General features: G+C 66.4%; 24 protein-coding genes. 17 read left to right on the top strand and 7 right to left on the bottom strand.

What is annotated here, in order from left to right:
* Positions 1 to 89: 89 nt before the first annotated feature.
* The 4 genes from ACTDI4_RS16730 (at position 90) to ACTDI4_RS16715 (ending at position 2,072) form a co-directional block, all read left to right on the top strand.
* Positions 90 to 602 (top strand): RrF2 family transcriptional regulator, encoded by a 513-nt coding sequence (locus tag ACTDI4_RS16730; protein ID WP_442842215.1) that lies wholly within the window; start codon positions 90 to 92, stop codon positions 600 to 602.
* An 18-nt stretch (positions 603 to 620) separates the two neighbouring features.
* Entirely contained in the window at positions 621 to 1,079 is a 459-nt protein-coding gene (locus ACTDI4_RS16725; RefSeq protein ID WP_442842214.1) for a carboxymuconolactone decarboxylase family protein, read from the top strand.
* 142 nt (positions 1,080 to 1,221) lie between these two features.
* Positions 1,222 to 1,644, top strand: coding sequence for an AprI/Inh family metalloprotease inhibitor (locus tag ACTDI4_RS16720; RefSeq protein WP_442842213.1), 423 nt, complete (start codon positions 1,222 to 1,224; stop codon positions 1,642 to 1,644).
* A 56-nt stretch (positions 1,645 to 1,700) separates the two neighbouring features.
* Positions 1,701 to 2,072: a DoxX family protein gene (locus tag ACTDI4_RS16715; protein WP_442842212.1), complete on the top strand. Its 372-nt coding sequence runs from the start codon at positions 1,701 to 1,703 to the stop codon at positions 2,070 to 2,072.
* Between the two features lie 13 nt (positions 2,073 to 2,085).
* On the opposite strand, the gene ACTDI4_RS16710 is transcribed toward ACTDI4_RS16715, so the two are convergent.
* Positions 2,086 to 2,715, bottom strand: a complete 630-nt coding sequence (locus tag ACTDI4_RS16710) for a TetR family transcriptional regulator C-terminal domain-containing protein (protein WP_442843382.1) — start codon at positions 2,713 to 2,715, stop codon at positions 2,086 to 2,088.
* Positions 2,716 to 2,955: 240 nt separating this feature from the next.
* Between ACTDI4_RS16710 and ACTDI4_RS16705 the strand changes: the two genes are divergently transcribed.
* The 8 genes from ACTDI4_RS16705 to ACTDI4_RS16670 all read left to right on the top strand — a co-directional run bounded on the left by ACTDI4_RS16705 (position 2,956) and on the right by ACTDI4_RS16670 (position 11,789).
* Entirely contained in the window at positions 2,956 to 4,284 is a 1,329-nt protein-coding gene (locus ACTDI4_RS16705) for an aspartate aminotransferase family protein (RefSeq protein WP_442842211.1), read from the top strand.
* 77 nt (positions 4,285 to 4,361) lie between these two features.
* On the top strand, positions 4,362 to 5,612 hold the full coding sequence (locus ACTDI4_RS16700) for a Zn-dependent hydrolase (protein ID WP_442842210.1): 1,251 nt from the start codon (positions 4,362 to 4,364) through the stop codon (positions 5,610 to 5,612).
* Positions 5,613 to 5,750: 138 nt separating this feature from the next.
* On the top strand, positions 5,751 to 7,202 hold the full coding sequence (gene hydA, locus ACTDI4_RS16695) for a dihydropyrimidinase (RefSeq protein WP_442842209.1): 1,452 nt from the start codon (positions 5,751 to 5,753) through the stop codon (positions 7,200 to 7,202).
* 49 nt (positions 7,203 to 7,251) lie between these two features.
* Positions 7,252 to 8,103: an ABC transporter ATP-binding protein gene (locus tag ACTDI4_RS16690; protein ID WP_442842208.1), complete on the top strand. Its 852-nt coding sequence runs from the start codon at positions 7,252 to 7,254 to the stop codon at positions 8,101 to 8,103.
* Positions 8,104 to 8,304: 201 nt separating this feature from the next.
* On the top strand, positions 8,305 to 8,718 hold the full coding sequence (locus tag ACTDI4_RS16685; RefSeq protein WP_442842207.1) for an endonuclease domain-containing protein: 414 nt from the start codon (positions 8,305 to 8,307) through the stop codon (positions 8,716 to 8,718).
* Between the two features lies 1 nt (position 8,719).
* Complete coding sequence (locus ACTDI4_RS16680) at positions 8,720 to 9,598, top strand: ABC transporter permease (protein ID WP_442842206.1); 879 nt, start codon at positions 8,720 to 8,722, stop codon at positions 9,596 to 9,598.
* Positions 9,595 to 10,731 carry an ABC transporter permease gene (locus ACTDI4_RS16675; RefSeq protein ID WP_442842205.1) on the top strand — a complete coding sequence of 379 codons (1,137 nt, stop codon included), beginning with the start codon at positions 9,595 to 9,597 and terminating at the stop codon, positions 10,729 to 10,731. The genes ACTDI4_RS16680 and ACTDI4_RS16675 overlap by 4 nt, the downstream gene beginning before the upstream one ends.
* An 86-nt stretch (positions 10,732 to 10,817) precedes the next feature.
* Positions 10,818 to 11,789, top strand: coding sequence for an ABC transporter substrate-binding protein (locus ACTDI4_RS16670; protein ID WP_442842204.1), 972 nt, complete (start codon positions 10,818 to 10,820; stop codon positions 11,787 to 11,789).
* 164 nt (positions 11,790 to 11,953) lie between these two features.
* Here ACTDI4_RS16670 and ACTDI4_RS16665 read toward each other — a convergent pair whose 3' ends face one another.
* From ACTDI4_RS16665 to ACTDI4_RS16655, 3 genes are all read right to left on the bottom strand, one after another.
* The gene (locus tag ACTDI4_RS16665; protein WP_442842203.1) at positions 11,954 to 13,606 is read right to left on the bottom strand and encodes a thiamine pyrophosphate-binding protein; all 1,653 of its coding nucleotides are present in this window, start codon (positions 13,604 to 13,606) and stop codon (positions 11,954 to 11,956) included.
* A 142-nt stretch (positions 13,607 to 13,748) separates the two neighbouring features.
* On the bottom strand, positions 13,749 to 14,921 hold the full coding sequence (locus tag ACTDI4_RS16660) for a CaiB/BaiF CoA transferase family protein (protein WP_442842202.1): 1,173 nt from the start codon (positions 14,919 to 14,921) through the stop codon (positions 13,749 to 13,751).
* Between the two features lie 114 nt (positions 14,922 to 15,035).
* Complete coding sequence (locus tag ACTDI4_RS16655; RefSeq protein WP_442842201.1) at positions 15,036 to 15,965, bottom strand: alpha/beta fold hydrolase; 930 nt, start codon at positions 15,963 to 15,965, stop codon at positions 15,036 to 15,038.
* Between the two features lie 175 nt (positions 15,966 to 16,140).
* Between ACTDI4_RS16655 and ettA the strand changes: the two genes are divergently transcribed.
* The 3 genes from ettA to ACTDI4_RS16640 all read left to right on the top strand — a co-directional run bounded on the left by ettA (position 16,141) and on the right by ACTDI4_RS16640 (position 19,886).
* Positions 16,141 to 17,790, top strand: coding sequence for an energy-dependent translational throttle protein EttA (ettA, locus tag ACTDI4_RS16650; protein ID WP_442842200.1), 1,650 nt, complete (start codon positions 16,141 to 16,143; stop codon positions 17,788 to 17,790).
* Between the two features lie 72 nt (positions 17,791 to 17,862).
* Positions 17,863 to 18,630, top strand: a complete 768-nt coding sequence (gene tam, locus ACTDI4_RS16645; RefSeq protein WP_442842199.1) for a trans-aconitate 2-methyltransferase — start codon at positions 17,863 to 17,865, stop codon at positions 18,628 to 18,630.
* 134 nt (positions 18,631 to 18,764) lie between these two features.
* On the top strand, positions 18,765 to 19,886 hold the full coding sequence (locus ACTDI4_RS16640; RefSeq protein WP_442842198.1) for a beta-ketoacyl-ACP synthase III: 1,122 nt from the start codon (positions 18,765 to 18,767) through the stop codon (positions 19,884 to 19,886).
* 7 nt (positions 19,887 to 19,893) lie between these two features.
* On the opposite strand, the gene ACTDI4_RS16635 is transcribed toward ACTDI4_RS16640, so the two are convergent.
* On the bottom strand, positions 19,894 to 20,208 hold the full coding sequence (locus tag ACTDI4_RS16635; protein ID WP_442842197.1) for a DUF2293 domain-containing protein: 315 nt from the start codon (positions 20,206 to 20,208) through the stop codon (positions 19,894 to 19,896).
* Positions 20,205 to 20,702 (bottom strand): tRNA (N6-threonylcarbamoyladenosine(37)-N6)-methyltransferase TrmO, encoded by a 498-nt coding sequence (gene tsaA / locus ACTDI4_RS16630; RefSeq protein ID WP_442842196.1) that lies wholly within the window; start codon positions 20,700 to 20,702, stop codon positions 20,205 to 20,207. Before tsaA ends, ACTDI4_RS16635 begins: the two co-directional genes overlap by 4 nt.
* A gap of 135 nt (positions 20,703 to 20,837) precedes the next feature.
* Here tsaA and ACTDI4_RS16625 point away from each other — a divergent pair, with 135 nt between their 5' ends.
* Together ACTDI4_RS16625 and metF are read left to right on the top strand one after the other, a co-directional pair.
* Positions 20,838 to 21,860, top strand: coding sequence for an ArsR/SmtB family transcription factor (locus ACTDI4_RS16625; protein ID WP_442842195.1), 1,023 nt, complete (start codon positions 20,838 to 20,840; stop codon positions 21,858 to 21,860).
* Positions 21,860 to 22,774: a methylenetetrahydrofolate reductase [NAD(P)H] gene (gene metF / locus ACTDI4_RS16620; RefSeq protein WP_442842194.1), complete on the top strand. Its 915-nt coding sequence runs from the start codon at positions 21,860 to 21,862 to the stop codon at positions 22,772 to 22,774. Before ACTDI4_RS16625 ends, metF begins: the two co-directional genes overlap by 1 nt.
* A gap of 402 nt (positions 22,775 to 23,176) precedes the next feature.
* Here metF and ACTDI4_RS16615 read toward each other — a convergent pair whose 3' ends face one another.
* Positions 23,177 to 24,097: a DMT family transporter gene (locus ACTDI4_RS16615; protein ID WP_442842193.1), complete on the bottom strand. Its 921-nt coding sequence runs from the start codon at positions 24,095 to 24,097 to the stop codon at positions 23,177 to 23,179.
* Positions 24,098 to 24,185: the final 88 nt, after the last annotated feature.

Below are 24,185 nucleotides of genomic sequence, written 5' to 3'. Positions count from 1 at the left end.
CGTCAGGAGCGGCGCCTCCTTTCTTCGCTCCTTATTGTAGATATGAATTATCCATGATATTTCTCATCGATGAATAGGACGACGACCCGATGAAGCTGAGCGAAGGCGTAGAGGCGGCCATCCATTGCGCGGCGCTGCTTGCGGGGCTGGAGGATGACGCCACCATTCCGGGCGCGGCGCTGGCCAGGGAGTTCGGCCTGTCGCCGAGCTATCTTCTCAAGCATCTCAACGCCCTGACGGCGGCGCGTATCCTGGAATCGGTGCCGGGGCCTGCCGGGGGCTATCGGCTGGCGCGGGCGGCCGGCTCGATCTCGCTGCTCGACATCGTTCTGGCGGTGGAGGGGCCGCAGCCGGCCTTCCGCTGCTGTGAGATCCGCCGGCGCGGCCCGGTGAAGCTGCCGGCCTCGGCTTACGTGAAGCCCTGCGGCATCAATGCCGCGATGCTGCGGGCGGAGAAGGCCTATCGCGCCGCGCTCGCCGCAGAGCGGCTTTCCGACATCGTGGCCGAATATCTGGCGGGCGCCGACCCGCGCTCCGTCGCCGCCAGCCGCGCCTTCGTGGCGCAGCATCGGCGGCCGCAGAGACCCGTTTCGAGCAGGTAACGTGAAAGGATGAAAACGATGAAGCAGAGACTCGATTTCTTCGCCAAGGCCCCGGCATTGATGCGGTCGGTGGCGGCGCTGAACAAGGCGGTGCAGGAAAGCGGCCTCGAACATTCGCTGCTGCACCTGATCAAGCTGCGCGCCTCGCAGATCAACGGCTGCTCCTTCTGCGTGGACATGCACAGCCGCGAGGCGCGCGAGGACGGCGAGACCGAGCAGCGGCTCTACCTGGTCGCCGCGTGGAGGGAATCGCCGTTGTTTTCCGAGCGCGAGCGCGCCGCCTTCGCCTGGGTGGAAGCCGTGACGTTGATTGCGAATGGCGGCGTTTCCGACCAGCTCTACGAAGCGACGCTGAAGCATTTCTCCGAGGAGGAACTGGTCAAGCTCACCGTGGCGACCGCCATGATCAACACCTGGAACCGGCTGTGCGTGTCCTTCCACGCCATCCATCCCGTGCCGGCCGCCAAGGCTGCCTGAGACAGGCAGCCTGAGAGAGGCCCTCTGAAGCGCACGGGGGCGGGAACATCCCCGTCGCCGTCCCGTCAGCATGCGCGAAGGGTCTTGAGAAATCCCTTGCGCCAGAGCATTGTCCGTCCCTTCGAGGGGAGGGGATGGGACGATGCTTCGCGCGATATTCGTATTTGCGGCACTTGCCGCCTTGCAGGCCGGGGCGGCGCTTGCCGAAGAACCCGCGTTCGAGCCGCTGCAGCCTCTCGACCTGACGAATGTCGATCCGGAATTCGCGGAGGATATGTTCGGCCGCTGGACGATCCGCGATGCGGGCGGTGAAAGGGCCTGCGGCATCGAACTGATGCGCGAGACCGGCATCGGCGGCATGCAGGTGGGCGTCGATCCCTCCTGCGAGGCCGTCTTCCCGGTCATGGGCGACATCACCGCCTGGCGGCTGCTCGAAGGCTGGACGATCGACCTCGCCGATGCGGAGCGCAAGACCCGCATCCGCTTCTCGACGCCGGACGAGCGCTATGTCGCCTATCCCGAGGTCGACGGCATCGCCACGATCGAGCCCGAACCCATGGATTGAAGCGTCGGCCGGCTCGCGCAGGGCCGGACCCGGATTTGCGATAAGGAAAAACCCCCATGACGGCAGAAACCCTGGCAATGGTCGGGCGCGTGGTGTTCGGCGCCTTCTTCCTCATTGCCGGATTGCGCAACTTCCTCAATTTCGGCGAGCGCAAGGCAGGCGCCGCCACCAATTACGGCTGGGCCCTGCCGGCGCCTATGCTGGCCATCGGCTTCGCCATGCAGCTTGTCGGCGGCGCGCTGCTGATCCTGAATTTGTGGGTGGTGGCCGGCGCGCTGGTGCTCATCGGCTTCCTTCTTGCCGCCACGCCGCTCTACCACAATCTGTTCATGTTCCAGGGCAAGGCGCGCGACCCGCATCTTTATCTGACGCTGGTCAACATCACGCTGTGCGGCGGCCTGCTCATGGTGATCGCCGACGCGCTCTGAGCGTTGCGGCCGATCAGCCTTTCGGCTTCAGGCCGTCGATGAAAAGCCGTTCGAGGAAGAGCGCGGCGCCCTCGAAGCGTTCGTCGCCGCTGCGCTCGGGCCCGAGCACGGCGCGCACCTGAACGTCGAAATCGGCATAGTGCTGGGTGGTGGCCCAGATCGAGAAGATGAGGTGGTAGGGGTCGGCCTCGGCAACGCGGCCGGCGTGCATCCAGCCGCGGATGACGGCGGCCTTCTCGTCCACCAGTTCCTTCAGCTCGCCTTCCAGCAACGGCATGATGCGCGGCGCGCCCTGCAATATCTCGTTGGCGAACAGCCTGCTTTCACGCGGGTAGTCGCGCGCCATCTCCAGCTTGCGGCGGATATAGGCGCGCAGTTCCGTCAGCGGGTCGCCGACATCGTCCAGTTCGCGCAACGGCGCCAGCCAGGTGTCGAGCAGGCGCTGCATCAGTGTTTCGTGGATGTCTTCCTTGCGGCGGAAATAATAGAGCAGGTTCGGCTTCGACATGCCGGCCGCCTCGGCGATCTGGTCGATGGTGGCGCCGCGGAACCCGTTGGCCGAGAATACCTCCAGCGCCGCCTCCAGGATAAGCTCGCGCTTTTCCTTCTGGATGCGCGTGCGGCGGGGCGCGGTGGCTTCCATGGAGGTGGTCAACCCAGCCTCTCTGCGGTGTTGCGGGCTTTCTGGACCAATATTCTGGACCAGTTCTTGCCTGCCTGTGGAGCGCGCTTCCGATGCGGCATATGGGCTAGTAAATCCCTTGACCGCCGGCACGGCGGTGCTAACGTTTGTCCATCCGGTCAAAATTTCGTAGCATGAAAACGCACGGATGACCAAGCGTTGGGCGCAGCGAAACGAGATGACTGAAAGGAAGGCTTGGTCATGTCCAACCGGCTCAAAGTAACGCCGAACGATCTTTCCGCATTCTGGATGCCGTTCACAGCCAACCGGCAATTCAAGCAGGCGCCCCGCATGCTGGTGAGCGCCCAGGACATGCACTACACGGCCAGCGACGGGCGCAAGATCCTCGACGGTACCGCCGGCCTGTGGTGCGTGAATGCCGGCCACTGCCGGCCCAAGATCACCGAGGCGATCCAGCAGCAGGCCGCCGAGCTGGATTATGCGCCGGCCTTCCAGATGGGCCATCCGATCGTGTTCGAGCTGGCGAACCGGCTGGTCGACATCGCGCCCAAGGGCATGGACCATGTGTTCTTCACCAATTCCGGCTCGGAATCGGTCGACACCGCGCTCAAGATGGCCATCGCCTACCACCGCGCCAAGGGCGACGGCTCCCGCTTCCGCCTGATCGGCCGCGAACGCGGCTATCACGGCGTCAATTTCGGCGGCATCTCGGTGGGCGGCATCGTCTCCAACCGCAAGATGTTCGGCACGCTGCTGACCGGCGTCGACCACATGCCCCACACCCACCTGCCGGCCAAGAACGCCTTCACCAGGGGCGTGCCCGAGCATGGCGCGGAACTCGCCGACGAGTTGGAGCGCATCGTGGCGCTGCACGACGCCTCCACCATCGCGGCCGTCATCGTGGAGCCGGTGGCGGGCTCCACCGGCGTCATCCTGCCGCCCAAGGGCTACCTCAAGCGCCTGCGCGAGATCTGCGACAAGCACGGCATCCTCTTGATCTTCGACGAGGTCATCACCGGTTTCGGCCGTCTCGGCACGCCGTTCGCGGCCGACTATTTCGGCGTCATCCCCGACATCATGACCACCGCCAAGGGCGTCACCAACGGCGTCATCCCGATGGGCGCGGTGTTCGTGAAGAAAGAAATCCACGATGCCTTCATGAACGGCCCCGAGCATCTGATCGAGTTCATGCACGGCTACACCTATTCGGGCAATCCGATTGCCTGTGCCGCTGCGCTCGGTACGCTCGACACCTACAAGGAAGAGGGGCTGCTGACGCGCGGCGAGGAACTGGCGCCGTACTGGGAGGACGCGCTGCATTCGCTCAAGGGCGAGCCGCATGTCATCGACATCCGCAATATCGGCCTGGTCGGCGCGATCGAGCTGGAGCCGATCGCCGGTGCCCCTACCAAGCGTGCGTTCTCGGCCTTCGTCAAGGCCTTCGAGCGCGGTGCGCTGATCCGCACCACCGGCGACATCATCGCGCTGTCGCCGCCGCTCATCATCACCAAGGGCCAGATCAACGAGCTGATCGACCACGTGCGCGAGGTGCTGAGAATGGTCGACTGACCATCGGGCAAACACGATCCGGCAAGGGGCGGCGACGGGAACCTCCGCCCCTTGCGACTTGAATGAGAGGAAAATACATGGCCGCTCCCGGCGAGAACCAGCGCATAAACCCCGACCGCCTGTGGGATTCCCTGATGGAGATGGCCAGGATCGGGCCCGGTGTTGCCGGCGGCAACAACCGCCAGACGCTGACCGACGCCGACGGCGAAGGCCGCCATCTTTTCAAGTCGTGGTGCGATGCGGCCGGCCTGACCATGGGGGTCGACAAGATGGGCACCATGTTCGCCCGCCGCGAGGGTACCGACCCGCAGGCGCTGCCGGTCTATGTCGGCTCGCACCTCGACACGCAGCCCACCGGCGGCAAGTTCGACGGGGTTCTGGGCGTGCTTGCCGGGCTGGAGGTCGTGCGCACCCTCAACGACCTCGGCCTCAAGACGAAACATCCGATCGTCGTCACCAACTGGACCAACGAGGAAGGCGCGCGCTTCGCGCCGGCCATGCTGGCGTCGGGCGTGTTCGCCGGGGCGATCAGCCTCGATCATGCCTACGGACGCCAGGACCTGGAGGGCAAGACGTTCGGCGACGAGCTGAAGCGCATCGGCTGGGTGGGCGACGAGGAAGTGGGCGCGCGCAAGATGCACGCCTATTTCGAATACCATATCGAGCAGGGGCCGATCCTGGAGGCCGAGAACAAGCAGATCGGCGTGGTCACCCATTGCCAGGGCCTGTGGTGGCTGGAGTTCACGCTGACCGGCAAGGAGGCGCATACCGGTTCGACGCCGATGGCCATGCGCGTCAATGCGGGGCTTGCCATGGCCCGCATCTTCGAGATGGTGCAGAAGGTGGCGATGGAGGCGCAGCCGGGCGCGGTCGGCGGCGTGGGGCAGGTTAAATTCTCGCCCAATTCGCGCAACGTGCTGCCAGGCACGGTGGTTTTCACCGTGGACATACGCTCGCCCGACCAGGCCAAGCTCGACGGCATGCGGGCGCGCATCGAGAAGGAAGCCGCCGACATCTGCAAGGCGCTGGGCGTGGGCTGCTCGGTCGAGGCGGTCGGCCATTTCGACCCGGTGACGTTCGACCCCACGCTGGTGGGCCGGGTGCGGGCGGCGGCCGAAAAGCTCGGGCTTTCGCACATGAACATCATATCGGGCGCCGGGCACGACGCCTGCTGGGCGGCGAAGGCGGCGCCGGCGACCATGATCATGTGCCCCTGCGTGGACGGCCTGTCGCACAACGAGGCCGAGGACATTTCCAAGGAATGGGCGGCGGCCGGCGCCGACGTATTGTTCCATGCCGTGGTGGAGACGGCGGGGATCGTCGACTGAGGGCATCGCCTTCCCAGGCGGCGTCGTTGAAGCGCGTCGCGCGAATGTGATCGAGACGGGAGAAATCGTGCAATAGACTAGGATGGGCTGGCCGACGACGCTCAAAAGAAGCGCGGGGCAAGGACAAGGGGAACTGGAATGTCCAAGGTCATCAGGAACGGCACCGTCGTCACCGCCGACCGCAGCTACAAGGCGGACGTGCTGATGCAGCATGGCAGGATCGTCGCCATCGGGCACGATTTGCATGCCGACCACGAGTTCGACGCCACCGGCTGCTATGTCATGCCGGGCGGCATCGACCCGCATACCCATCTGGAAATGCCCTTCATGGGCACCTATTCGGCCGACGATTTCGAGTCCGGCACGCGCGCCGCACTTGCCGGCGGCACCACGATGGTGGTCGACTTCTGCCTGCCGGCGCCGCAGCAATCGCTGCTGGAGGCCCTGCAGATGTGGGACAACAAGACCTCCAGGGCGGCTTGCGACTACTCCTTCCACATGGCCATCACCTGGTGGGGCAAGCAGGTGTTCGACGAGATGGCGCAGGTGGTGGACAAGGGCATCCCCTCCTTCAAGCACTTCATGGCCTACAAGGGCGCGCTCATGGTGGACGACGACGAGATGTTCGCCTCCTTCCAGCGCTGCGCAGCCCTTGGCGCGCTGCCGCTGGTGCATGCCGAGAACGGCGACGTGGTGGCATCCCTTTCCCAGAAGCTGCTGGCCGAAGGCAACAACGGGCCCGAGGGCCACGCCTATTCGCGCCCGCCGGAGGTGGAGGGCGAGGCCACCAACCGCGCCATCATGATCGCCGACATGGCCGGCGTGCCGCTCTATGTCGTGCACGTCTCGTGCGAGCAGAGCCACGAGGCGATCCGCCGGGCCAGGCAGAAGGGCATGCGCGTCTATGGCGAGCCGCTGGTGCAGCATCTCACGCTCGACGAGAGCGAATATTTCGACAAGGACTGGGACCACGCCGCGCGCCGGGTGATGAGCCCGCCCTTCCGCAACAGGCTGCACCAGGATTCGCTGTGGGCCGGGCTGCAGGCCGGCTCGCTGCAGGTGGTGGCGACCGACCATTGCGCCTTCACCACCAAGCAGAAGCGCTTCGGCGTCGGCGACTTCACCAAGATCCCCAACGGAACCGGCGGTCTGGAGGACCGGCTGCCGGTGCTGTGGACGAAGGGCGTCGCCACCGGCCGGCTGACGCCGAACGAGTTCGTGGCGGTGACCTCCACCAACATCGCCAAGATCCTCAACATGTATCCCAGGAAGGGCGCCATCGTGGACGGCGCCGATGCCGACATCGTGGTGTGGGACCCGAAGCGGAAGAAGACCATCTCGGCCAAGGGCCAGCAATCGGTGATCGACTACAACGTCTTCGAGGGCATGGAGGTGACCGGCCTGCCGCGCTTCGTCTTCTCGCGCGGCGAGCTGGTGATCGAGGAATCGGAGGTCAGGACCAGGCCCGGCCATGGCGAGTTCGTGGCGCGCGAGCCGTACCAGGCGGTCAACCGGGCGCTGTCGACCTGGAAGGAGATCACCGCTCCGCGCAAGGTCGAGCGCACCGGCATTCCGGCGACGGGGGTGTGAGCTTGGCGGCAAAAACTTTTCTGCGCAGCGGGGCGGGAAGATCCCGGTCATGACAACCATCGCCAGCCACAAGCCAGCAGGACAGAAGCAGCAGGAACGGGGGCCGGCAGCCGCGGCTTCCGCCCCGGACGTCGTGGCGGCAACCAAGCTCGGCCTCACCTTCCAGACCAATGACGGCCCGGTGCGGGCGCTGGCGGATGTCGACCTCACCATCGGCAAGGGCGAGTTCGTGTCCTTCATCGGCCCTTCCGGCTGCGGCAAGACCACGCTTTTGCGCGTCATCGCCGATCTGGAGAAGCCGACCTCGGGCAGCATCTCGGTCAACGGCATGACGCCCGAGCAGGCGCGCGAGGCCCGCGCCTACGGCTACGTGTTCCAGGCGGCCGCACTTTTCCCCTGGCGCACGATCGAGCGCAACGTGGCGCTGCCGCTGGAGGTGATCGGCCTGCCCAGGGCCGAGCAGGCCGCGCGCATCAAGCGCACGCTCGACCTGGTCAACCTCACCGGCTTCGAGAAGAAATATCCCTGGCAGCTTTCCGGCGGCATGCAGCAGCGCGCCTCCATTGCCCGGGCGCTGGCCTTCGACGCCGACCTTCTGCTGATGGACGAGCCGTTCGGCGCGCTCGACGAGATCGTGCGCGACCATCTCAACGGGCAGCTCCTGCAATTGTGGGCGCGGACCAACAAGACGATCTGCTTCGTCACCCATTCCATTCCCGAAGCGGTGTATCTTTCCACCCGCATCGTGGTGATGTCGCCGCGGCCGGGCCGCGTCACCGACGTGATCGAATCCACGCTGCCGAAGGAGCGCCCGCTCGACATCCGCGAGACGCCGGAATTCCTGGCCATCGCCGCGCGCGTGCGCGACGGCCTCAGGGCAGGGCACTCCTATGACGATTGAGGGCCGGCCGGAGATTGCTCCTCTCCCCGACGGGGAGAGGGGGGTTGCGAAGCAAACCGGAGAGGGGGACTGTCCGGCTCCGCTTGCCGGTCTTCGGGCCACCCCCACCTCTAACCCCTCCCCACAAGGGGGAGGGGGACACGGTGGCGCTGGCGTTCCCCTCCCCCTTGTGGGGAGGGGCTAGGGGTGGGGGTATTGTTTATGCCAACAGCCATCGATTCAGCGGCAATCTCCCGCGCACGGGCATTGCGGCGGGACATGACCGATGGAGAGCGCAAGCTCTGGGCCGAACTCAAGGAGTTTCGTCGCTGGTATGGGATACACGTTCGCAGGCAGGCCCCCATTGGGGCTTATGTCGCCGATTTCGTCATCCATGCGCATCGGCTTGTCATCGAAGTAGACGGCCAGCATCATTTTGAACCGGAAAGGCTGTTGCGAGATCGAAAGCGCGACGGCTGGCTTGCGGAGCAAGGGTACCGAGTGCTTCGTTTCAACACCGGTGAACTTTCAGATAGTTTCGAAGGCTGCATCGAAGAGATCTTGCGTGAACTTGGCGTGGTGGCAGTCAAGCACGGCACCCCCACCTCTAACCCCACCCAACAAGGCAGTGCCTGACATGGACCCCTTGCGCGCCAAGATAGGTCCCGTCGCCACGCTGCTGGCAGGGCTGGTGGTGGTCTGGTACGTCTTTGCCGTTCTCCTCAACGCACCGTTCCAGCGTGATATGGACAGGCGGGCCGGGGAGGCGCCGGGGGTGGTGGAGTTCATCGGCAGGACGCTGTCGCAGCCCAAGCCGACGCTGCCGGCGCCGCATCAGGTGGCGCAGAACTTTTTCGAGAACACCTTCCTGCGCAAGGTGAACAGCAATCGCAGCCTCGTCTACAACTCCTGGGTCACCCTGTCGTCGACGCTGCTGGGCTTCGCCTTCGGCACTGCGCTGGGCATCCTGATCGCCGTCGGCATCGTGCACGTCACCACGCTGGACCGCAGCCTGATGCCGTGGATCATCGCTTCGCAGACCATTCCCATCCTGGCGATCGCGCCGATGATCATCGTGGTGCTGGCGGCGGTGGGCATCACCGGGCTGATCCCCAAGGCGCTTATCTCGACCTACCTGTCCTTCTTCCCCGTGGCGGTCGGCATGGTGAAGGGGCTGCGCTCGCCCGAACTCATGCATCTCGACCTGATGCACACCTACAACGCCGGCCGCGCCCAGATTTTCTGGAAGCTTCGCGTGCCGGCTTCCATACCGTTCCTGTTCGCGTCCATGAAGGTGGCCGTGGCGGCCAGCCTTGTCGGCGCCATCGTGGGCGAACTGCCGACGGGCGCGGTGGCCGGCATCGGCGCCAAGCTGCTCGCAGGCGCCTATTACAGCCAGACCATCGACATCTGGGCGGTGCTGGTGGCGGGCTCGGTGGTGGCTGCGCTTCTGGTGGCGGCGGTGGGGCTGGCCGGCCGCATCGTGGAGCGCGCCATGGGCGGGAGGCCGGCATGAACCGGCTGCACCCTTCCTGGCAGGCCGCGCTGGCGCTCGTAGCCTGCGTCGTCGCGGCCGGGCTCGGGGCCATGGCGGCGCCGGAAACGGCCGCCGGTGCCGCCCCGCCCTATGCGGCGACGCATTATCTCATTCTCGGCCTGCTTGCCGCGGGAGCCCTGGCTTCGGTGACGCGGCTGCCGGCCTGGGCGGAAGCGGCGGCGCTTTTCGTGGCCGCGCATGGCGCAGCCTGGCTGCTGATCGCCGGCATCGCCGGTTTCGAGGGCACGGCGCGCGCGCCCTATTATCTCGCGCTGGCGGCCGCCTGGCTGCTCGGCTGGCGCTGCGCGGCCGTGCTTTCGGGCATCAGGCCGGCCGGCAGGGCGGCTGCGACGGCGCTGCGGCTCGCCATACCGACGATCTTCGGCGTGTGGATCCTGATCCTGTGGGAAGCGATCACGCGCGGGGCCGGCATTCCGTTCGTGCTGCTGCCGCCGCCCAGCGCGGTGGCGGTGCGCATCGCGAATTCGCTGCCGATCCTGGCGGCCGACGTCAACCAGACCATCTTCCGCGCCGTGCTTGTCGGCTACGCGCTGGGCTGCGGGGCGGGCTTCGCCGTCGCCATACTGGCCGACCGCGTGCCCTTCCTGCGGCGCGGACTGCTGCCCATCGGCAACATGGTGTCGGCGCTGCCGATCATCGGCGTGGCGCCGATCATGGTCATGTGGTTCGGCTTCGACTGGCATTCCAAGGCGGCGGTCGTCATCATCATGACCTTCTTTCCCATGCTGGTGAACACGGTGGCCGGGCTTGCAGCCTCCGGCCACATGGAGCGCGACCTGATGCGCACCTATGCCGCCGGCTACTGGCAGACCCTGACCAAGCTGAGGCTGCCGGCGGCGGGGCCGTTCATCTTCAACGCGCTGAAGATCAACTCCACGCTGGCGCTGATCGGCGCGATCGTGGCCGAATTCTTCGGCACGCCGGTGGTGGGCATGGGCTTCCGCATCTCCACCGAGGTCGGCCGCATGAACATCGACATGGTGTGGGCCGAAATCGCGGTTGCGGCGCTTGCGGGTTCGGTTTTCTATGGCGTGGTCGCGCTGGTCGAGCGGGCGGCCACGTTCTGGCATCCATCGATGCGGGGCGGGTGAGGCAGGGGAGGTGCGGGCGGCAAGGGCAGTTTGGAAGACGGGATTCGAGCAACAAGGTTCAACGGCTAACTTCAGAGGGTAACCAAATGAAAAGACTGATCGTTCCGATGCTGGCGACGGCGATGTCGCTGACCGCCTTCCAGGCGATTGCCGCCGACAAGGTGACGCTGCAGCTCAAATGGGTCACGCAGGCGCAGTTCGCCGGCTATTACGTGGCCAAGGACAAGGGCTTCTACGAGGAAGAAGGGCTCGACGTCGACATCAAGCCCGGCGGCCCGGACATCGCGCCCGAGCAGGTGATCGCCGGCGGCGGCGCCGACGTGATCGTGACCTGGATGGCGGCCGCGCTGGCCGCGCGCGACAAGGGCGTGAACCTGGTCAACATCGCCCAGCCCTACAAGAAGGCCGGCATGGAACTGGTGTGCCCGAAGGACGGCCCGATCAAGACGGAAGCCGACTTCAAAGGCCATACGCTCGGCGTCTGGTTCTTCGGCAACGAATATCCGTTCTACGCCTGGATGCACAAGATCGGCCTTTCGACCGAGGGCGGCCCGGACGGGGTGACGGTGCTGAAGCAGAGCTTCGACGTGCAGCCGCTGATCCAGAAGCAGGCCGACTGCATTTCGGTCATGACCTACAACGAATACGGCCAGGTGCTCGATGCCGGCTACAAGCCGGAGGACCTGATCGTCTTCAACTACACCGCCATGGGCAACGACCTGCTGGAGGACGGGCTCTATACGCTGGAGGACAAGCTCAAGGACCCGGCCTTCGAGGACAAGATGGTGCGCTTCGTGCGCGCCTCGATGAAGGGCTGGAAATACGCCACCGAGAACACTGACGAGGCGGCCGAGATCGTCGTGGACAATGGCGGCCAGGACGAGAACCACCAGAAGTTCATGATGAAGGAGGTGGCCAAGCTGATCGACAACGCCGACGGCAAGCTCATTCCGGCGGCCTACGAGCGCACCGCCAAGGCGCTGCTCGACCAGAAGATCATCTCCAAGGAGCCGTCCGGCGCCTACACCACCGCCATCACCGACAAGGCGATCAAGTAGGGCGGCAATTCGGATCGATCCGATCCATCGGGGGCGCTTCCGGCCGGAGGCGCCCTCGGATTTTATTCAAGCCGCTCCGGCGAACCTTTCACCGCCGGCTGCCAGCCATGCCTCGACGTTGGAAGAAGCAGGCCGGCTGTGAGGAAACGAGGCGGCCGCCGCCGTTACCGCCCCTCGCGGATGTCGCTCAGCGTCCTGGCCGGGGTGATGGCCTCGGGGTCCAGCCGGATCTCGACGATGGCCGGCTTGCCGCTCTTGCGCGCGCGCTCGAAGGCCGGGGCGAAGTCGGCGGTCTTTTCCACCGTCTCGCCATGGCCGCCATAGGCGCGGGCAAGTGCCGCGAAATCCGGGTTCTTGAGGTCCGTGCCGGAGATGCGGCCGGGATATTCGCGCTCCTGGTGCATGCGGATGGTGCCGTAGATGCCGTTGTTGAGGATGACGACGATCACCGGCAGGTCGTATTGCACGGCGGTGGCGAATTCCTGGCCGTGCATCAGGAAATCGCCGTCGCCGGCCCATACGATCACCTCGCGGTCCGGAAACACGCTCTTGGCGCCGACGCCCGCCGGCATGCCGTAGCCCATGGAGCCGGAGGTCGGCGCGGCCTGCGTGTCGTAGCGGCGGAAGCGGTGGAAGCGGTGCATCCAGGTGGCGAAATTGCCGGCGCCGTTGCAGATGACGGCGTCTTGCGGCAGCACGCTTTCCAGATACTCCATGATCGGGCCCATCTGGACCGCGCCGGGGCCTGTCTTCGGCGGCGTCGACCAGGCGAGATAGTCGGCGTGTGCCTGTTTCGTCTCGCCGGCCCAGCCTGGCGAGGCCGGTCCCTTTCGCCGCGAAAATGCTTCGGCAAAGGCGGCGGGCGAGGCGTTGATGGCAAGCGTCGGCCGATAGACGCGGCCAAGCTCGTTGGCGTCGGCGTGGACATGCACCAGCTTCTGGTCGGGGTAGGGGCTCTTCAGCAGCGTGTAGTCGGACGACGGCATCTCGCCGAAGCGGCCGCCGACCAGCAGGACCAGGTCCGCCTGCTTGATGCGGGCGGCGAGCTTCGGGTTCAGCCCGATGCCGACATCGCCGGCGTAATTGTCGTGCAGGTGGTCGAACAGCATCTGGCGGCGGAAGGAGACGCCGACCGGCAGCGCCCACGCTTCGGCGATCTGCTGCATCTGGGCCACCGCCTCGGCGTTCCAGCGCGTGCCGCCGAGGATGACGAAGGGGCGCTGCGCGCCGGCCAGAAGCCGTTCCAGTTCGTCCAGTTCGGGCTCGCCGGGCCGGGTCTCGACGGGCGTGAAGGCCAGCGCCGCCGGCGCCTCGACCTCGGAGACCAGCATGTCCTCCGGCAAGGAGATCACCACCGGGCCGGGGCGGCCGGAGGTGGCCACGGCGAAGGCGCGGGTGACGAGTTCCGGGATGCGCGCGGCGTCCTCGATCTCCACCACCCATTTGGCGATGTCGCCGAAGAAGGCCTGGTAGTTCACCTCCTGGAAGGCCTCGCGATATTTCGCGTGGCTGGCGATCTGGCCGATGAACAGGATCATCGGAATGGAATCCTGCATGGCGATATGCACGCCGGCCGAGGCGTTGGTGGCGCCGGGACCGCGCGTGACGAAGCAGATGCCCGGCCTGCCGGTGAGGCGGCCCTGGCAGTCGGCCATCATGGCCGCGCCGCCTTCCTGGCGGCAGACGATGGTGCGGATTTCGGAATCGTGCAGCGCGTCGAGCACGGCGAGATAGGATTCACCCGGCACGCAGAACACGCGGTCGACGCCGTTCGCTTCCAATGCCTCGACGATCAGTTGTCCGCCCGTTTTTGTCATGGAGTGTTATTCCCCTTTGATGAGTGGTTACCCCCACCCCTTACCCCTCCCCGCAAGGGGGAGGGGGACTTGGCATGCGGAAGCTTCCCCTCCCCCTTGTGGGGAGGGGTAAGGGGTGGGGGTGCTGTGCGTCGTGCGCAGATCATTTCGTCTGTTCGAGTTCGGCAAGGATTTCGGCCGTATGCTCTCCCAGGCGCGGCGAAGGGCGGTCGTAGGCCAGCGGCGTGGCCGACATCACCATGGGCGCGCGCACCGAGGGCAGGCGGTTGCCGCGGCCGTCGTCGAGGTCCATGCGCATGCCGCGCGCCACGACCTGCGGGTCGGCGAACATCTGGCCGATGTCGTTGATGGGACTTGCCGGCACATGGGCTGCCTCCAGCGCGGCCAGCAGCGGCTGGCGCTCGAAGGCGGCAAGGGCCGCCACGATCTTCTCGCGCAGCGTCACGCGGTTGGCCACGCGCGCGGCGTTGGTGGCGTAGAGCGGATCGTCGGCAAGCGCGTCGAGACCGATCGCGGCGCACAACTTGCGGAACTGGCCGTCATTGCCCACGGCAAGGATAAAATGCCCGTCCTTCACCGGCAGCACCTCGTAGGGCGCGATGTTGGGGTGGGCATTGCCCATCTGCACCGGCGGCACGCCGGAGACGAGGTAGTTCAGGTTCTGGTTGGCGAGCACCGAAACCTGCGCGTCGAACAGCGCCATGTCGATGTGCTGGCCTTCCCCGGTCGCTTCGGCATGGCGAAGCGCCGCCTGTATGGCGATGACCGAATAGAGGCCGGTGAAGATGTCGGTGACGGCAACCCCCACCTTCTGCGGCTCGCCGCCGGCCGGTCCCGTGATCGACATCAGGCCCGACATGCCCTGCACGATGAAGTCGTAGCCGGCGCGCGGCGCGTAGGGGCCGGTCTGGCCGAAGCCGGTGATGGAACAGTAGATGAGCCTTGGGTTGATCTCGCGCAGGCTCTCATAGTCGAGGCCGTATTTCTTCAGCCCGCCGAGCTTGAAGTTCTCGATCAGCACGTCGGCGCCGGCTGCCAGCCTGCGCACGGTTTCGGCGCCTTCGGGCGTCGAGAAGTCGATGGCGACGGAACGCTTGCCGCGGTTGCAGGAGTGATAATAGGCGGCCGACAGGTTCTCGCCGTCTTGCCCGGTCACGAAGGGCGGACCCCATTTGCGGGTGTCGTCGCCGCCTTGCGGGTTTTCCACCTTGATGACGTCGGCGCCGAGATCGGCGAGCATCTGTCCGGCCCAGGGGCCGGCGAGGATGCGGGCAAGCTCGATGACGCGCACGCCTTTGAGGGGAGGTTGGGTCATGAGCGTCTCACCGGATCGAGCCAACGGGTGGTGAGGCTCTAGCAATCCGCGCGGGCGATGTCACGGTCCTTGCGCTGGGCCAGCGCAAAGGTGCCGGTGGAGCAGGTCCTGAGCCTAGCGAACGACCTCGTCCGCCCACGACGCGAAATCCGCCATGATGATGTTTCGATTCACCTCGTTCAGGCTTTCGTGGCGGGTGTCGGCGTAAATGTTTGAAACCAGATTCGAAAAGCCCATCCGGCGCATGCGTGCCGCAAGCTGTTGCACCGCCTTGCCGCCATCGGTCGCGGGGTCCTTCCCCCCGCCCACCAGCAGCAGCGGCAGGTCGCGGCGGAGGCGTGAGAAACTGGCATCGTCGGCGCCGCGCAAGATCAGGGCGAATATGTCGCGCCACATGGATACCGAGGCGTTCCAGCCGCAGAGCGGGTCGGCGAGGTAGTCTGCCACCTCCGCCTCGTCGCGCGACAGCCAGTCGAAAGGCGTGCGGTGGCCGGGCACCGCACGGCCCCATGCCTGGAAGGTGAGTTTCGGCAGAAGCTGCGACGGCACGTCGGAGCCCAGCCGGAATTTCTCCCAGGCGAGAACGGCAAGCGCGGCGCGGCCGGCGAGGCCGGCGGAAAAATTCGCGTTCCAGACCGCCGCCGCCTGCACGCGCTCGCAATGGTCGAACAGAAAGTTCAGGGCGATCAGTCCGCCCATGGAATGGCCGAACAGGATGACCGGCAGGCCGGGATGCTCCCGCGCGATCAACTCATGCACGGCCGCCACGTCGGCCACCACCTTTTCAGCGCCGGCCTCATCGGCGAAACGGCCGGGCGGGGCGTCCGGCGCGGTGGTGGCGCCATGGCCGCGATGGTCGTGGGCGTAGGTGTGGAAGCCGCGCGCGGCCAGAAAATCGGCGAAGCGGGCATAGCGGCCCGCATGTTCCGCCAGGCCGTGATTGACCTGCACGACGGCGCGCGCCTTACCCTGCGCCCGTCGCGAGCAGAGGTTGAGCGTCGCCCCGGTCGGCGAGGCGAGGCGGATGCGGCGGTCGAACGGCATGGGTCTTCTTTTCCCCTTCCGCGCGCATGTGAGCCGCCGTAGCCGCCATGGTCAAGCAGGCAGGGCCGGGCGGTCGTCACTGGGCCCGGATCTGTATCGGGGAGTTGCCGTTTCGACGGCCATCGCCTACATAGCCGGCGACCTCCATTTCATCCAATATCCAGGGAATGCGCGCGTGGCACGCCAATTCATCTATCACATGTCCGGGCTGTCCAAGGCCTTTGGGACCAAGAAAGTTCTCGAAAACGTCCACCTGTCCTTCTACCCCGACGCCAAGATCGGCATCCTCGGCCCCAACGGCGCCGGCAAGTCGACGATCCTCAAGATCATGGCCGGGTTCGACAAGGAATATACCGGCGAGGCCTGGCTGGCCGAGGGCGCGACCGTGGGCTACCTCGCACAGGAGCCGCATCTCGATCCGGACAAGACCGTGTTCGAGAACGTCATGGACGGCGTGAAGAAGAAGACGGCCATCATCGAGCGTTACAACGAGCTGATGATGAACTATTCCGACGAGACGGCGGAAGAGTCTGCGCATCTGCAGGACGAAATGGACCGGCTGAACCTGTGGGACCTGGAGCAGCAGGTGGAAATGGCCATGGACGCGCTGGCCTGCCCGCCCAGGGATGCCGACGTGACCAACCTGTCGGGCGGCGAGCGCCGCCGCGTGGCGCTGTGCCGCCTGCTGCTTGAGGAACCGGACCTGCTTCTGCTCGACGAGCCGACCAACCATCTCGACGCCGAGACCACGGCGTGGCTGGAAAAGCATCTGCGCGCCTACAAGGGCGCCGTGCTGCTGATCACCCACGACCGCTACTTCCTCGACAACGTCACCGGCTGGATTCTCGAGCTGGACCGCGGCCGCGGCATTCCCTACGAGGGCAACTACACCGCCTATCTGGAAGCCAAGGCCAAGCGCCTCAAGCAGGAAGGCCGCGAGGACGACGCTCGCCAGCGCGCCATCGGCCGCGAACGCGAGTGGATCCAGTCCAGCCCCAAGGCCCGCCAGACCAAGTCCAAGGCGCGTATCAAGGCGTTCGAGGACCTGCTGGCTGCCGCCGATGCGCGCCGGCCGACCGACACGCAGATCGTCATCCCGCATGGCGAGCGCCTCGGCAACGTCGTCATCGAGGTGGAGGGCCTTTCCAAGGGGTTCGGCGACGAACTGCTGATCGAGGATCTGTCGTTCAAGCTGCCGCCCGGCGGCATCGTCGGCGTCATCGGCCCGAACGGTGCCGGCAAGACCACGCTGTTCAAGATGATCACCGGCCAGGAGAAGCCCGATTCCGGCTCGATCCGTGTCGGTGAGACCGTCAAGCTCGGCTATGTCGACCAGAGCCGCGATGCGCTCGACCCGAACAAGACCGTGTGGGAAGAGATTTCCGGCGGCGCCGAAGTGGTCAAGCTCGGCAAGTTCGAGGCCAACACGCGCGCCTATTGCTCGTCCTTCAATTTCCGCGGCGGCGACCAGCAGCAGAAGGTGGGCAACCTCTCCGGCGGCCAGCGCAACCGCGTGCATCTGGCCAAGATGCTGCGCACCGGCGGCAACGTGCTGCTGCTCGACGAGCCGACCAACGACCTCGACACCGAGACGCTGGCGGCCCTTGAGGACGCGCTGGAAAGCTATGCCGGCTGCGCCGTCATCATCTCCCACGACCGCATGTTCCTCGACCGGCTGGCGACGCACATCCTGGCCTTCGAGGGCGACAGCCATGTCGAGTGGTTCGAAGGCAACTTTGAGGACTACGAGAAGGACAAGGTGCGCCGCCTCGGGCCCGATGCCCTGACCCCGCACCGCATGACCTACAAGCGGCTGACGCGCTGATCTGTCCCCAAAACGCCCCGCCCGCAAATGGCGGGGCGTTTTCATGTGGTCACCCTGGCGGAGAACGCGCCGATGAAAGATTGGTCGGCTTCGCAATATCTGAAATTCGAGGACGAGCGCACGCGGCCGGCGCGGGACCTGCTGGCGCAGGTGCATGTCGAAAGTCCCGGGCATGTGGTGGATATCGGCTGCGGGCCGGGCAACTCGACCGAATTGCTGGCCGCGCGCTGGCCCGGGGCGAGAATCTGCGGCTTCGACACCTCGCCCGCCATGATCGCGGAAGCGCGCAGGCGGCTTCCCGGCGCGAATTTCCAGGTCGCCGACGCGGAAAGCTGGACGCCCGAGGCGGCGGTCGACGTCATCTTCGCCAATGCCGTGTTCCAGTGGCTGCCCAACCATCCCGACGTGCTGGCGCGGCTGGTCGGCCTGCTCGCGCCCGGCGGGCATCTTGCCGTGCAGATGCCCGACAATATCGGCGAGCCTTCGCATGTGGCCATGCGGGAGACGGCGGCGGAAATGCCGTTCGCCGCAAAGATCGCCGGCGCTGCGCGGGCGCCGCTGCCGCCGGTCGTGTCCTACTACGACCTGCTGTCGCCGCTTACGGCGCGGCTCGACATCTGGCACACGGTCTACAACCACCCGCTCGCCGATGCGGCGGCGATCGTGGAATGGGTGAAGGGCACCGGCCTGAAACCCTTCGTCGATCCGCTGGAAGAGGACGAGCGGCGGCTTTTCCTCGACCGCTATGCGCAAAAGATCGCCACGGCGTATCCGCGGGCGGCCGACGGCAAGGTGCTGCTGCGTTTTCCACGCCTGTTCATCGTCGCGAAGCGGCGGTGACGGACGTGCCCTCCGGTTTTTCTGGCGCGGCGGCTTAAGGTGACGTAAACCGCCGTGGACGCAAGGTCGCAGCATAGCCTGAGTCGCCGCCGGCGACGGGGAAGCCGCCGCGTTGGCATATGGACGGACTGGACATGCATCGTGTCATCATCAGCGGCGTCGGCGTCGAGATACCGCAAGCCTCCATCACCAACGAGGAACTGGTCGAAAGCTTCAACGCCTGGGTCGATCTGGAGAACGAAGAGCGCGCCGCGCGCGGCGAGGAACCGCTGCAGAAGTCGGACAGCGCCTTCATCGTGCATGCCTCCGGCATCCGCAACCGCCATGTCTTCGAGCGCGAGGGCATATTGGACCCCAGGCGCATGACGCCCCATATCCCCGCACGCGCGGACGACGAACTGTCGGCCCAGGCCGAATTCGGCGTGGCATCGGCGCGCAAGGCGCTGGCGCAGGCAGGCCGTGCGCCGGCCGACATCGACCTGGTGATGTGCTCGTCGTCCCACCTCCAGCGGCCCTATCCGGCCATCGCCATCGAGATGCAGCAGGCGCTGGGCACGGATGGCGCTGCCTTCGACATGGGACTGGGCTGCTCGTCGGCCGTGGCGGCGCTGCATGTGGCGGTCAATCTGGTCCGCTCGGGCGCGCAGCGGCGCGTGCTGGTGACAACGCCCGAGATCATCACCGGCCATCTCAACTTCCGCGACCGGCAGACGCATTTCATCTTCGGCGACGCCTCGGTGTCGATGGTGGTGGAGGCGGCGGCCGAGGGCGAGGTGCGGCCGGGCCGCTTCGAGGTTCTGGACACGCGGCTCTGGACGCAACTGTCCTCCAATATCCGCACCAATCTGGGGTATCTGACCCGCGCCGCGCAGGACGATCCCTACCGGATCGACCTGGAAGGCAACCTGATCAAGCAGGTCGGCAACAAGGTGTTCAAGGAGGTCACCGTCGCCGGCCACCGCTTCATCGTCGACTTCCTGGCCGAGCACGGGCAGACGCCCGACGACATCCGCCGCTTCTGGCTGCACCAGGCCAATGCGCGCATGAACGCCATGATCCTGAAGCTGTCCTTCGGCCACGAGGTCGGCCACGACCGCGCACCCATGGTGCTGGACCGGCTGGGCAACACGGCCGGCGCCGGCGCCGTGGTCGCCCTGTCGGAGAACCATGCCGACATGAAGGCCGGCGACTACGGCCTGCTGTGCGCCTTCGGCGCGGGCTACTCGATCGGCGGCGCGCTGCTGCGGATGATGTGAGCCCCGCTCACACGTCCTCGTCGTCGGGGTCGAGCAGACGGGTGGCGCGCCAGCGGGTCAGCACGGCGTTGGTCTCCCCGATCACGAAAAAGCGGGCGGACTCGCGGTCATAGCCTTCGGCGAGCAGCCTGTCGTAGTCGGTGTGGGCGTGGCGGATGTGGGCGACCGCCGCCAGCCACACCGCGAGCGTAGGCGGCAAAGCCTTCATATGCACGGCGCCGGCGTCGGCGCGTATCTTTTCCATGTCCGCGTAGGGCGCCAGCGGCAGAAGCGCGGTGAGCGCCCTGGCGATGGCGCGGCGGCGGCCGGTGGGCGCGCTCATGCCTGAGTCTGCTCCGGTCCGGCGGGCGCGTCGGCCGAGGCGTAATAGGGCTTGATGTCGATGAGCGGCGTGCCGTCCAGCACGTCGATGGCCTCAAGCTCCAGCCGCCCGGCGGCCATGTCCAGCGAAAGCAGCCTGACCACATGCAGGCCGATCGGGTTTGGCCGCGCCGGCGAGCGCAGGGCGAAAACACCTTTCGCCTCAGTCGCATGGCGGGGTTTCTGCACAATCAGATTCCGCGGCGCATGGTGCAGCCAGGAAAGCAGCACGACGTGATCCGCCCCCTCAAGCCCGGCAAGGCCGGGCCGAAAGGGCGCGTCCACGAGCGCTGCGGCGGGCCGGCCCGCCTCACGGGCGGCGCGCATGTTCTTCGGGCAGGTTTCCCGCGATTTCCATGGCGAAGCGATATGGCCGATGAAGACGACATGGCCGTCCGGCGCCATAGTTGCCGGGTCCACCGCCATTGCCTGCTCGCCGCCGCGCATCTCGAACATGCCGCTTCTCCTTGCTATGGCCGCCCGTCACGGCTGCGCCATTTTCTGGTCCTCGCGCGACATTGATGGTTGCATAGTCATTTCGTACGATATAAACATATCTTTATATCTTTTTCCAGAAGAGATGACGCCCTGATGCACGTCGCGCTCGACATGATGGTAGATATCTTGAAGGCGGCGGCCGAATCCAGCCGCCTTCGCATCCTTGCGCTGCTTTCGCGCGGCGACTTGACGGTCTCAGACCTCACCGAGATCCTGGGCCAGTCGCAGCCGCGCGTGTCGCGCCATCTCAAGCTTCTTCTGGAGGCGGGACTGATCGGCCGCTATCAGGAGGGCTCCTGGGCCTTCTTCCGCCTGTCGGACGCGGACAGCGCGCGCGATTTCGTGCTGCGGCTGGTATCCGGCATCCGCGATGCCGACCCGCAGGTCGAGCGCGACCTGGAGCGGCTGGCGGCGGTCAAGCGCCGCCGGCAGGAGCGGGCCACCGCCTATTTCCGCGAGAACGCGGCAAGCTGGGACCAGATACGCTCTCTGCACGTCCCCGACCGCGCGGTGGAGGCCGCGCTGCTGAAGCTGGTCGGCAAGCGGCCGTTCCAGTCCATGCTGGACCTCGGCACCGGCACCGGGCGGGTGCTGGAAATCTTCGCGCCGCTCTACCGGCGCGGCGTCGGCATCGACCTGTCGCGCGAGATGCTGGCGGTGGCGCGCGCCAATCTCGACAAGGCCGGCATCGCCAATGTGCAGGTGCGCCAGGGCGACATCTTCTCGCCCCCGGTCGAGCGCGATGCCTTCGACCTGGTGACCATGCACCAGGTGCTGCACTATCTGGACGATCCGGCGCGCGCCATCGGCGAGGCGGCGCGGCTGCTGCGCCCTTCCGGGCGGCTGGTGATCGTCGATTTCGCGCCGCACAAGCTGGAATTCCTGCGTGAGGAGCACGCCCACCAGCGCCTCGGCTTCTCCGACCGGCAGATCGGCGACTGGTTCGCCGAAGCCGGGCTCGACCTGGAAGAGGTGCAGGATTTCGAGCCGCGCGGCGGCGGCGAGGAAAGGCTTACCGTCAAGCTCTGGCTCGGCCGCGATCGGCGCCTGCTGATCGCCGATCCGGCCAGCGACGCGCAACAGGCCGCCATGCGGCAGTTTGGGGAAACCGCCTGATGAACCAGTTCCGCTTTTCCCGCCGTCCCGATATCGGCGACAGGATCAGGGTCTCCTTCGAGTTCTTCCCGCCCCGGACCGACGAGATGGAGGCGCGGCTGTGGCAGACGGTGACGCGGCTGGAGCCGCTCAGGCCCCGCTTCGTGTCGGTCACCTATGGCGCCGGCGGCTCGACGCGCGAGCGCACGGCGCGCACGGTCCGCCGCATCCTGGCCGAAACCGGGCTGACGCCGGCCGCGCACCTGACCTGCGTGGATGCCGCGCGCCATGAGGTGGACGCCGTCATCGGCGAGTTCGCCGATATGGGCGTCAGCCGCTTCGTGGCGTTGCGCGGCGACCCGGCCGAGGGGGTCGGCGCGGCCTACCGCCCGCATCCCGGCGGCTACGCCAACGGCGCCGAGCTTGTCGGCGCGCTGAAGCGGGCGGGCGATTTCGACATCTCCGTCTCGGCCTATCCCGAAAAGCACCCGGAGAGCCCGGACTTCGCCACCGACATCGACATGCTCAAGCGCAAGGTCGACAACGGCGCCACGCGCGCCATCACCCAGTTCTTTTTCGACAATGACCTTTACGAACGCTATGTCGAGCGGGCGCGCCGGGCCGGCATCTACATCCCCATCGTGCCGGGCATATTGCCGGTGCACAATTTCGCGCAGGTCGCCAATTTCTCCGCGCGGTGCGGCGCGCTGGTGCCGTCATGGCTGGCCGAGCGCTTCGACGGGCTGGAGAACGACCCCCAGACGCATGCGCTGGTGGCATCGGCGGTGGCGGCCGAGCAGGTGCTCGACCTCGTCGAGCGGGGGGTGAACGACTTCCACTTCTACACGATGAACCGCGCCGATCTGGTCTTCGCTGTCTGCCACATGATCGGCATCCGCGCCCAGCAGGCGATGCAGGGCTCGGCGGCGGCCTGACGGTTTTTTTAGGGCCCGGACGCTCCGGAAAAGGTGAGGCGAGAAAAGGAAAGGCCGGGTCGAAACCCGGCCTCCTTTGATTTTCCTTGGCACTTCCGGCCGATCTTTACGATCCTGCCGCTGTGTTGTCGCCTCAGGGAAGGGCGCCGAGGATCAGGGCCCCGATGAAAGCGAACGCAGCACAGATCATCAATGCGTTGAGTGGCCTCGTCAGTCCCATGATATAGCCTCCTTCGAAAGAGCTATGCCAGGAGTCTAGGGACATTTGCGCCACAGGCAAGGGAAAATCTTGCTGCATTGCGGCGGCATTGTGGAAGGTTCGACCCGCACCGCGTCGTTGGAAGTTGATTTCATTCGCGAAATCCCGGTGCGGCGGATGTGAATAAAATGTGGCGGGGCGCGCTATGTCCGGCCGAAAATCCGCCCGTCAATGGTCAGCAGCCCGAGCGCGATCAGCGCGATCCCGGCCAGTTCGAAACGGTCGATCCGCTCGCCGAGGAAGGCGACGCCCAGCAGGATGGCGCTTGCCGGAACCATCAGCGTGACCAGCGAGGTGTTGGTGGCGCCGGCCGAGGCCACGAGGTTGAAGAACAGGATGTAGGCGAACGCCGTCGATGCCAGCGCCAGCGCCAGCACCGCCGCCCAGACCGGGGGGCTGGCGGCGAGCAGCGCCGCCGGCCCGAGCGCCAGGAGCACGAGCGGCATCATGATGATGGTGGAGGCGGTGAGCTGGCCTGTGGCCACGACGGGCGGCGGCACGCCTTTGAAGCGCCGCGCCACCATGAGGGCGAGCGCATAGGAAAGCGAGGCGCCGATCAGCGCGAATTTGGGCCAGACCGGCCCGCCGATGCCGGCGGCGAGGCCGGGGCCGATCATGGCCGCAGTGCCGGCGATGCCCAGCGCGATGCCGGCCAGCTTGTTCCAGGTCAGCTTTTCGTCGCTGGTGAAGATATTGGCGATGACGAGCGTCCAGAACGGGGTGGTGGCGTTCAGCACTGCCGCCAGCCCGGCGCCAAGCTCGGTCTGGCCTGCGAAGATCAGCGAGAAGGGGATGACGTTGTTGGTCAGCGCGAGCAGGAAGAACATGGGCGCCCGCTTCAGGGCAGGGGCGAAGGAAATGCCGCGCAGCGCCAGCCACGCCTGCAGCGCCGCCGCCGCGATCGCGACCCGCAGCAGCACCAGGGCCAGCGGGTGCAACTCGCCCACCGCTATGCGGGCGAAAAAGAAGGAGCCGCCCCACAGCGCGCCCAGCAACAGGAGCTGGGCCCAGTCCTTCATGCTCATCGGGCCGCGCGTCGCGGCCGGTGCGGTGGCTGCCGTCATCGAATTTCTGTCCTTGCGGGGCCGGCCCGGGTCCGGACGGCGATCAGGCCCACCATTGCCGGTAAGACGCGGCGTGGCCACCCGAAAC

The sequence above is a fragment of the Mesorhizobium sp. PUT5 genome, from assembly GCF_052216645.1.
GTDB lineage: Bacteria > Pseudomonadota > Alphaproteobacteria > Rhizobiales > Rhizobiaceae > Mesorhizobium.
This window is presented reverse-complemented; position numbering and strand designations above follow the sequence as displayed.

Coding starts and splice junctions, on each gene's coding strand:
- ACTDI4_RS16730 (WP_442842215.1), top strand. CDS start 90: ATGAAGCTGAGCGAAGGCGTAGAGGCGGCCATCCATTGCGCGGCGCTG.
- ACTDI4_RS16725 (WP_442842214.1), top strand. CDS start 621: ATGAAGCAGAGACTCGATTTCTTCGCCAAGGCCCCGGCATTGATGCGG.
- ACTDI4_RS16720 (WP_442842213.1), top strand. CDS start 1,222: ATGCTTCGCGCGATATTCGTATTTGCGGCACTTGCCGCCTTGCAGGCC.
- ACTDI4_RS16715 (WP_442842212.1), top strand. CDS start 1,701: ATGACGGCAGAAACCCTGGCAATGGTCGGGCGCGTGGTGTTCGGCGCC.
- ACTDI4_RS16710 (WP_442843382.1), bottom strand. CDS start 2,715: ATGGAAGCCACCGCGCCCCGCCGCACGCGCATCCAGAAGGAAAAGCGC.
- ACTDI4_RS16705 (WP_442842211.1), top strand. CDS start 2,956: ATGTCCAACCGGCTCAAAGTAACGCCGAACGATCTTTCCGCATTCTGG.
- ACTDI4_RS16700 (WP_442842210.1), top strand. CDS start 4,362: ATGGCCGCTCCCGGCGAGAACCAGCGCATAAACCCCGACCGCCTGTGG.
- hydA (WP_442842209.1), top strand. CDS start 5,751: ATGTCCAAGGTCATCAGGAACGGCACCGTCGTCACCGCCGACCGCAGC.
- ACTDI4_RS16690 (WP_442842208.1), top strand. CDS start 7,252: ATGACAACCATCGCCAGCCACAAGCCAGCAGGACAGAAGCAGCAGGAA.
- ACTDI4_RS16685 (WP_442842207.1), top strand. CDS start 8,305: ATGCCAACAGCCATCGATTCAGCGGCAATCTCCCGCGCACGGGCATTG.
- ACTDI4_RS16680 (WP_442842206.1), top strand. CDS start 8,720: ATGGACCCCTTGCGCGCCAAGATAGGTCCCGTCGCCACGCTGCTGGCA.
- ACTDI4_RS16675 (WP_442842205.1), top strand. CDS start 9,595: ATGAACCGGCTGCACCCTTCCTGGCAGGCCGCGCTGGCGCTCGTAGCC.
- ACTDI4_RS16670 (WP_442842204.1), top strand. CDS start 10,818: ATGAAAAGACTGATCGTTCCGATGCTGGCGACGGCGATGTCGCTGACC.
- ACTDI4_RS16665 (WP_442842203.1), bottom strand. CDS start 13,606: ATGACAAAAACGGGCGGACAACTGATCGTCGAGGCATTGGAAGCGAAC.
- ACTDI4_RS16660 (WP_442842202.1), bottom strand. CDS start 14,921: ATGACCCAACCTCCCCTCAAAGGCGTGCGCGTCATCGAGCTTGCCCGC.
- ACTDI4_RS16655 (WP_442842201.1), bottom strand. CDS start 15,965: ATGCCGTTCGACCGCCGCATCCGCCTCGCCTCGCCGACCGGGGCGACG.
- tam (WP_442842199.1), top strand. CDS start 17,863: ATGAAAGATTGGTCGGCTTCGCAATATCTGAAATTCGAGGACGAGCGC.
- ACTDI4_RS16640 (WP_442842198.1), top strand. CDS start 18,765: ATGCATCGTGTCATCATCAGCGGCGTCGGCGTCGAGATACCGCAAGCC.
- ACTDI4_RS16635 (WP_442842197.1), bottom strand. CDS start 20,208: ATGAGCGCGCCCACCGGCCGCCGCCGCGCCATCGCCAGGGCGCTCACC.
- tsaA (WP_442842196.1), bottom strand. CDS start 20,702: ATGTTCGAGATGCGCGGCGGCGAGCAGGCAATGGCGGTGGACCCGGCA.
- ACTDI4_RS16625 (WP_442842195.1), top strand. CDS start 20,838: ATGCACGTCGCGCTCGACATGATGGTAGATATCTTGAAGGCGGCGGCC.
- metF (WP_442842194.1), top strand. CDS start 21,860: ATGAACCAGTTCCGCTTTTCCCGCCGTCCCGATATCGGCGACAGGATC.
- ACTDI4_RS16615 (WP_442842193.1), bottom strand. CDS start 24,097: ATGACGGCAGCCACCGCACCGGCCGCGACGCGCGGCCCGATGAGCATG.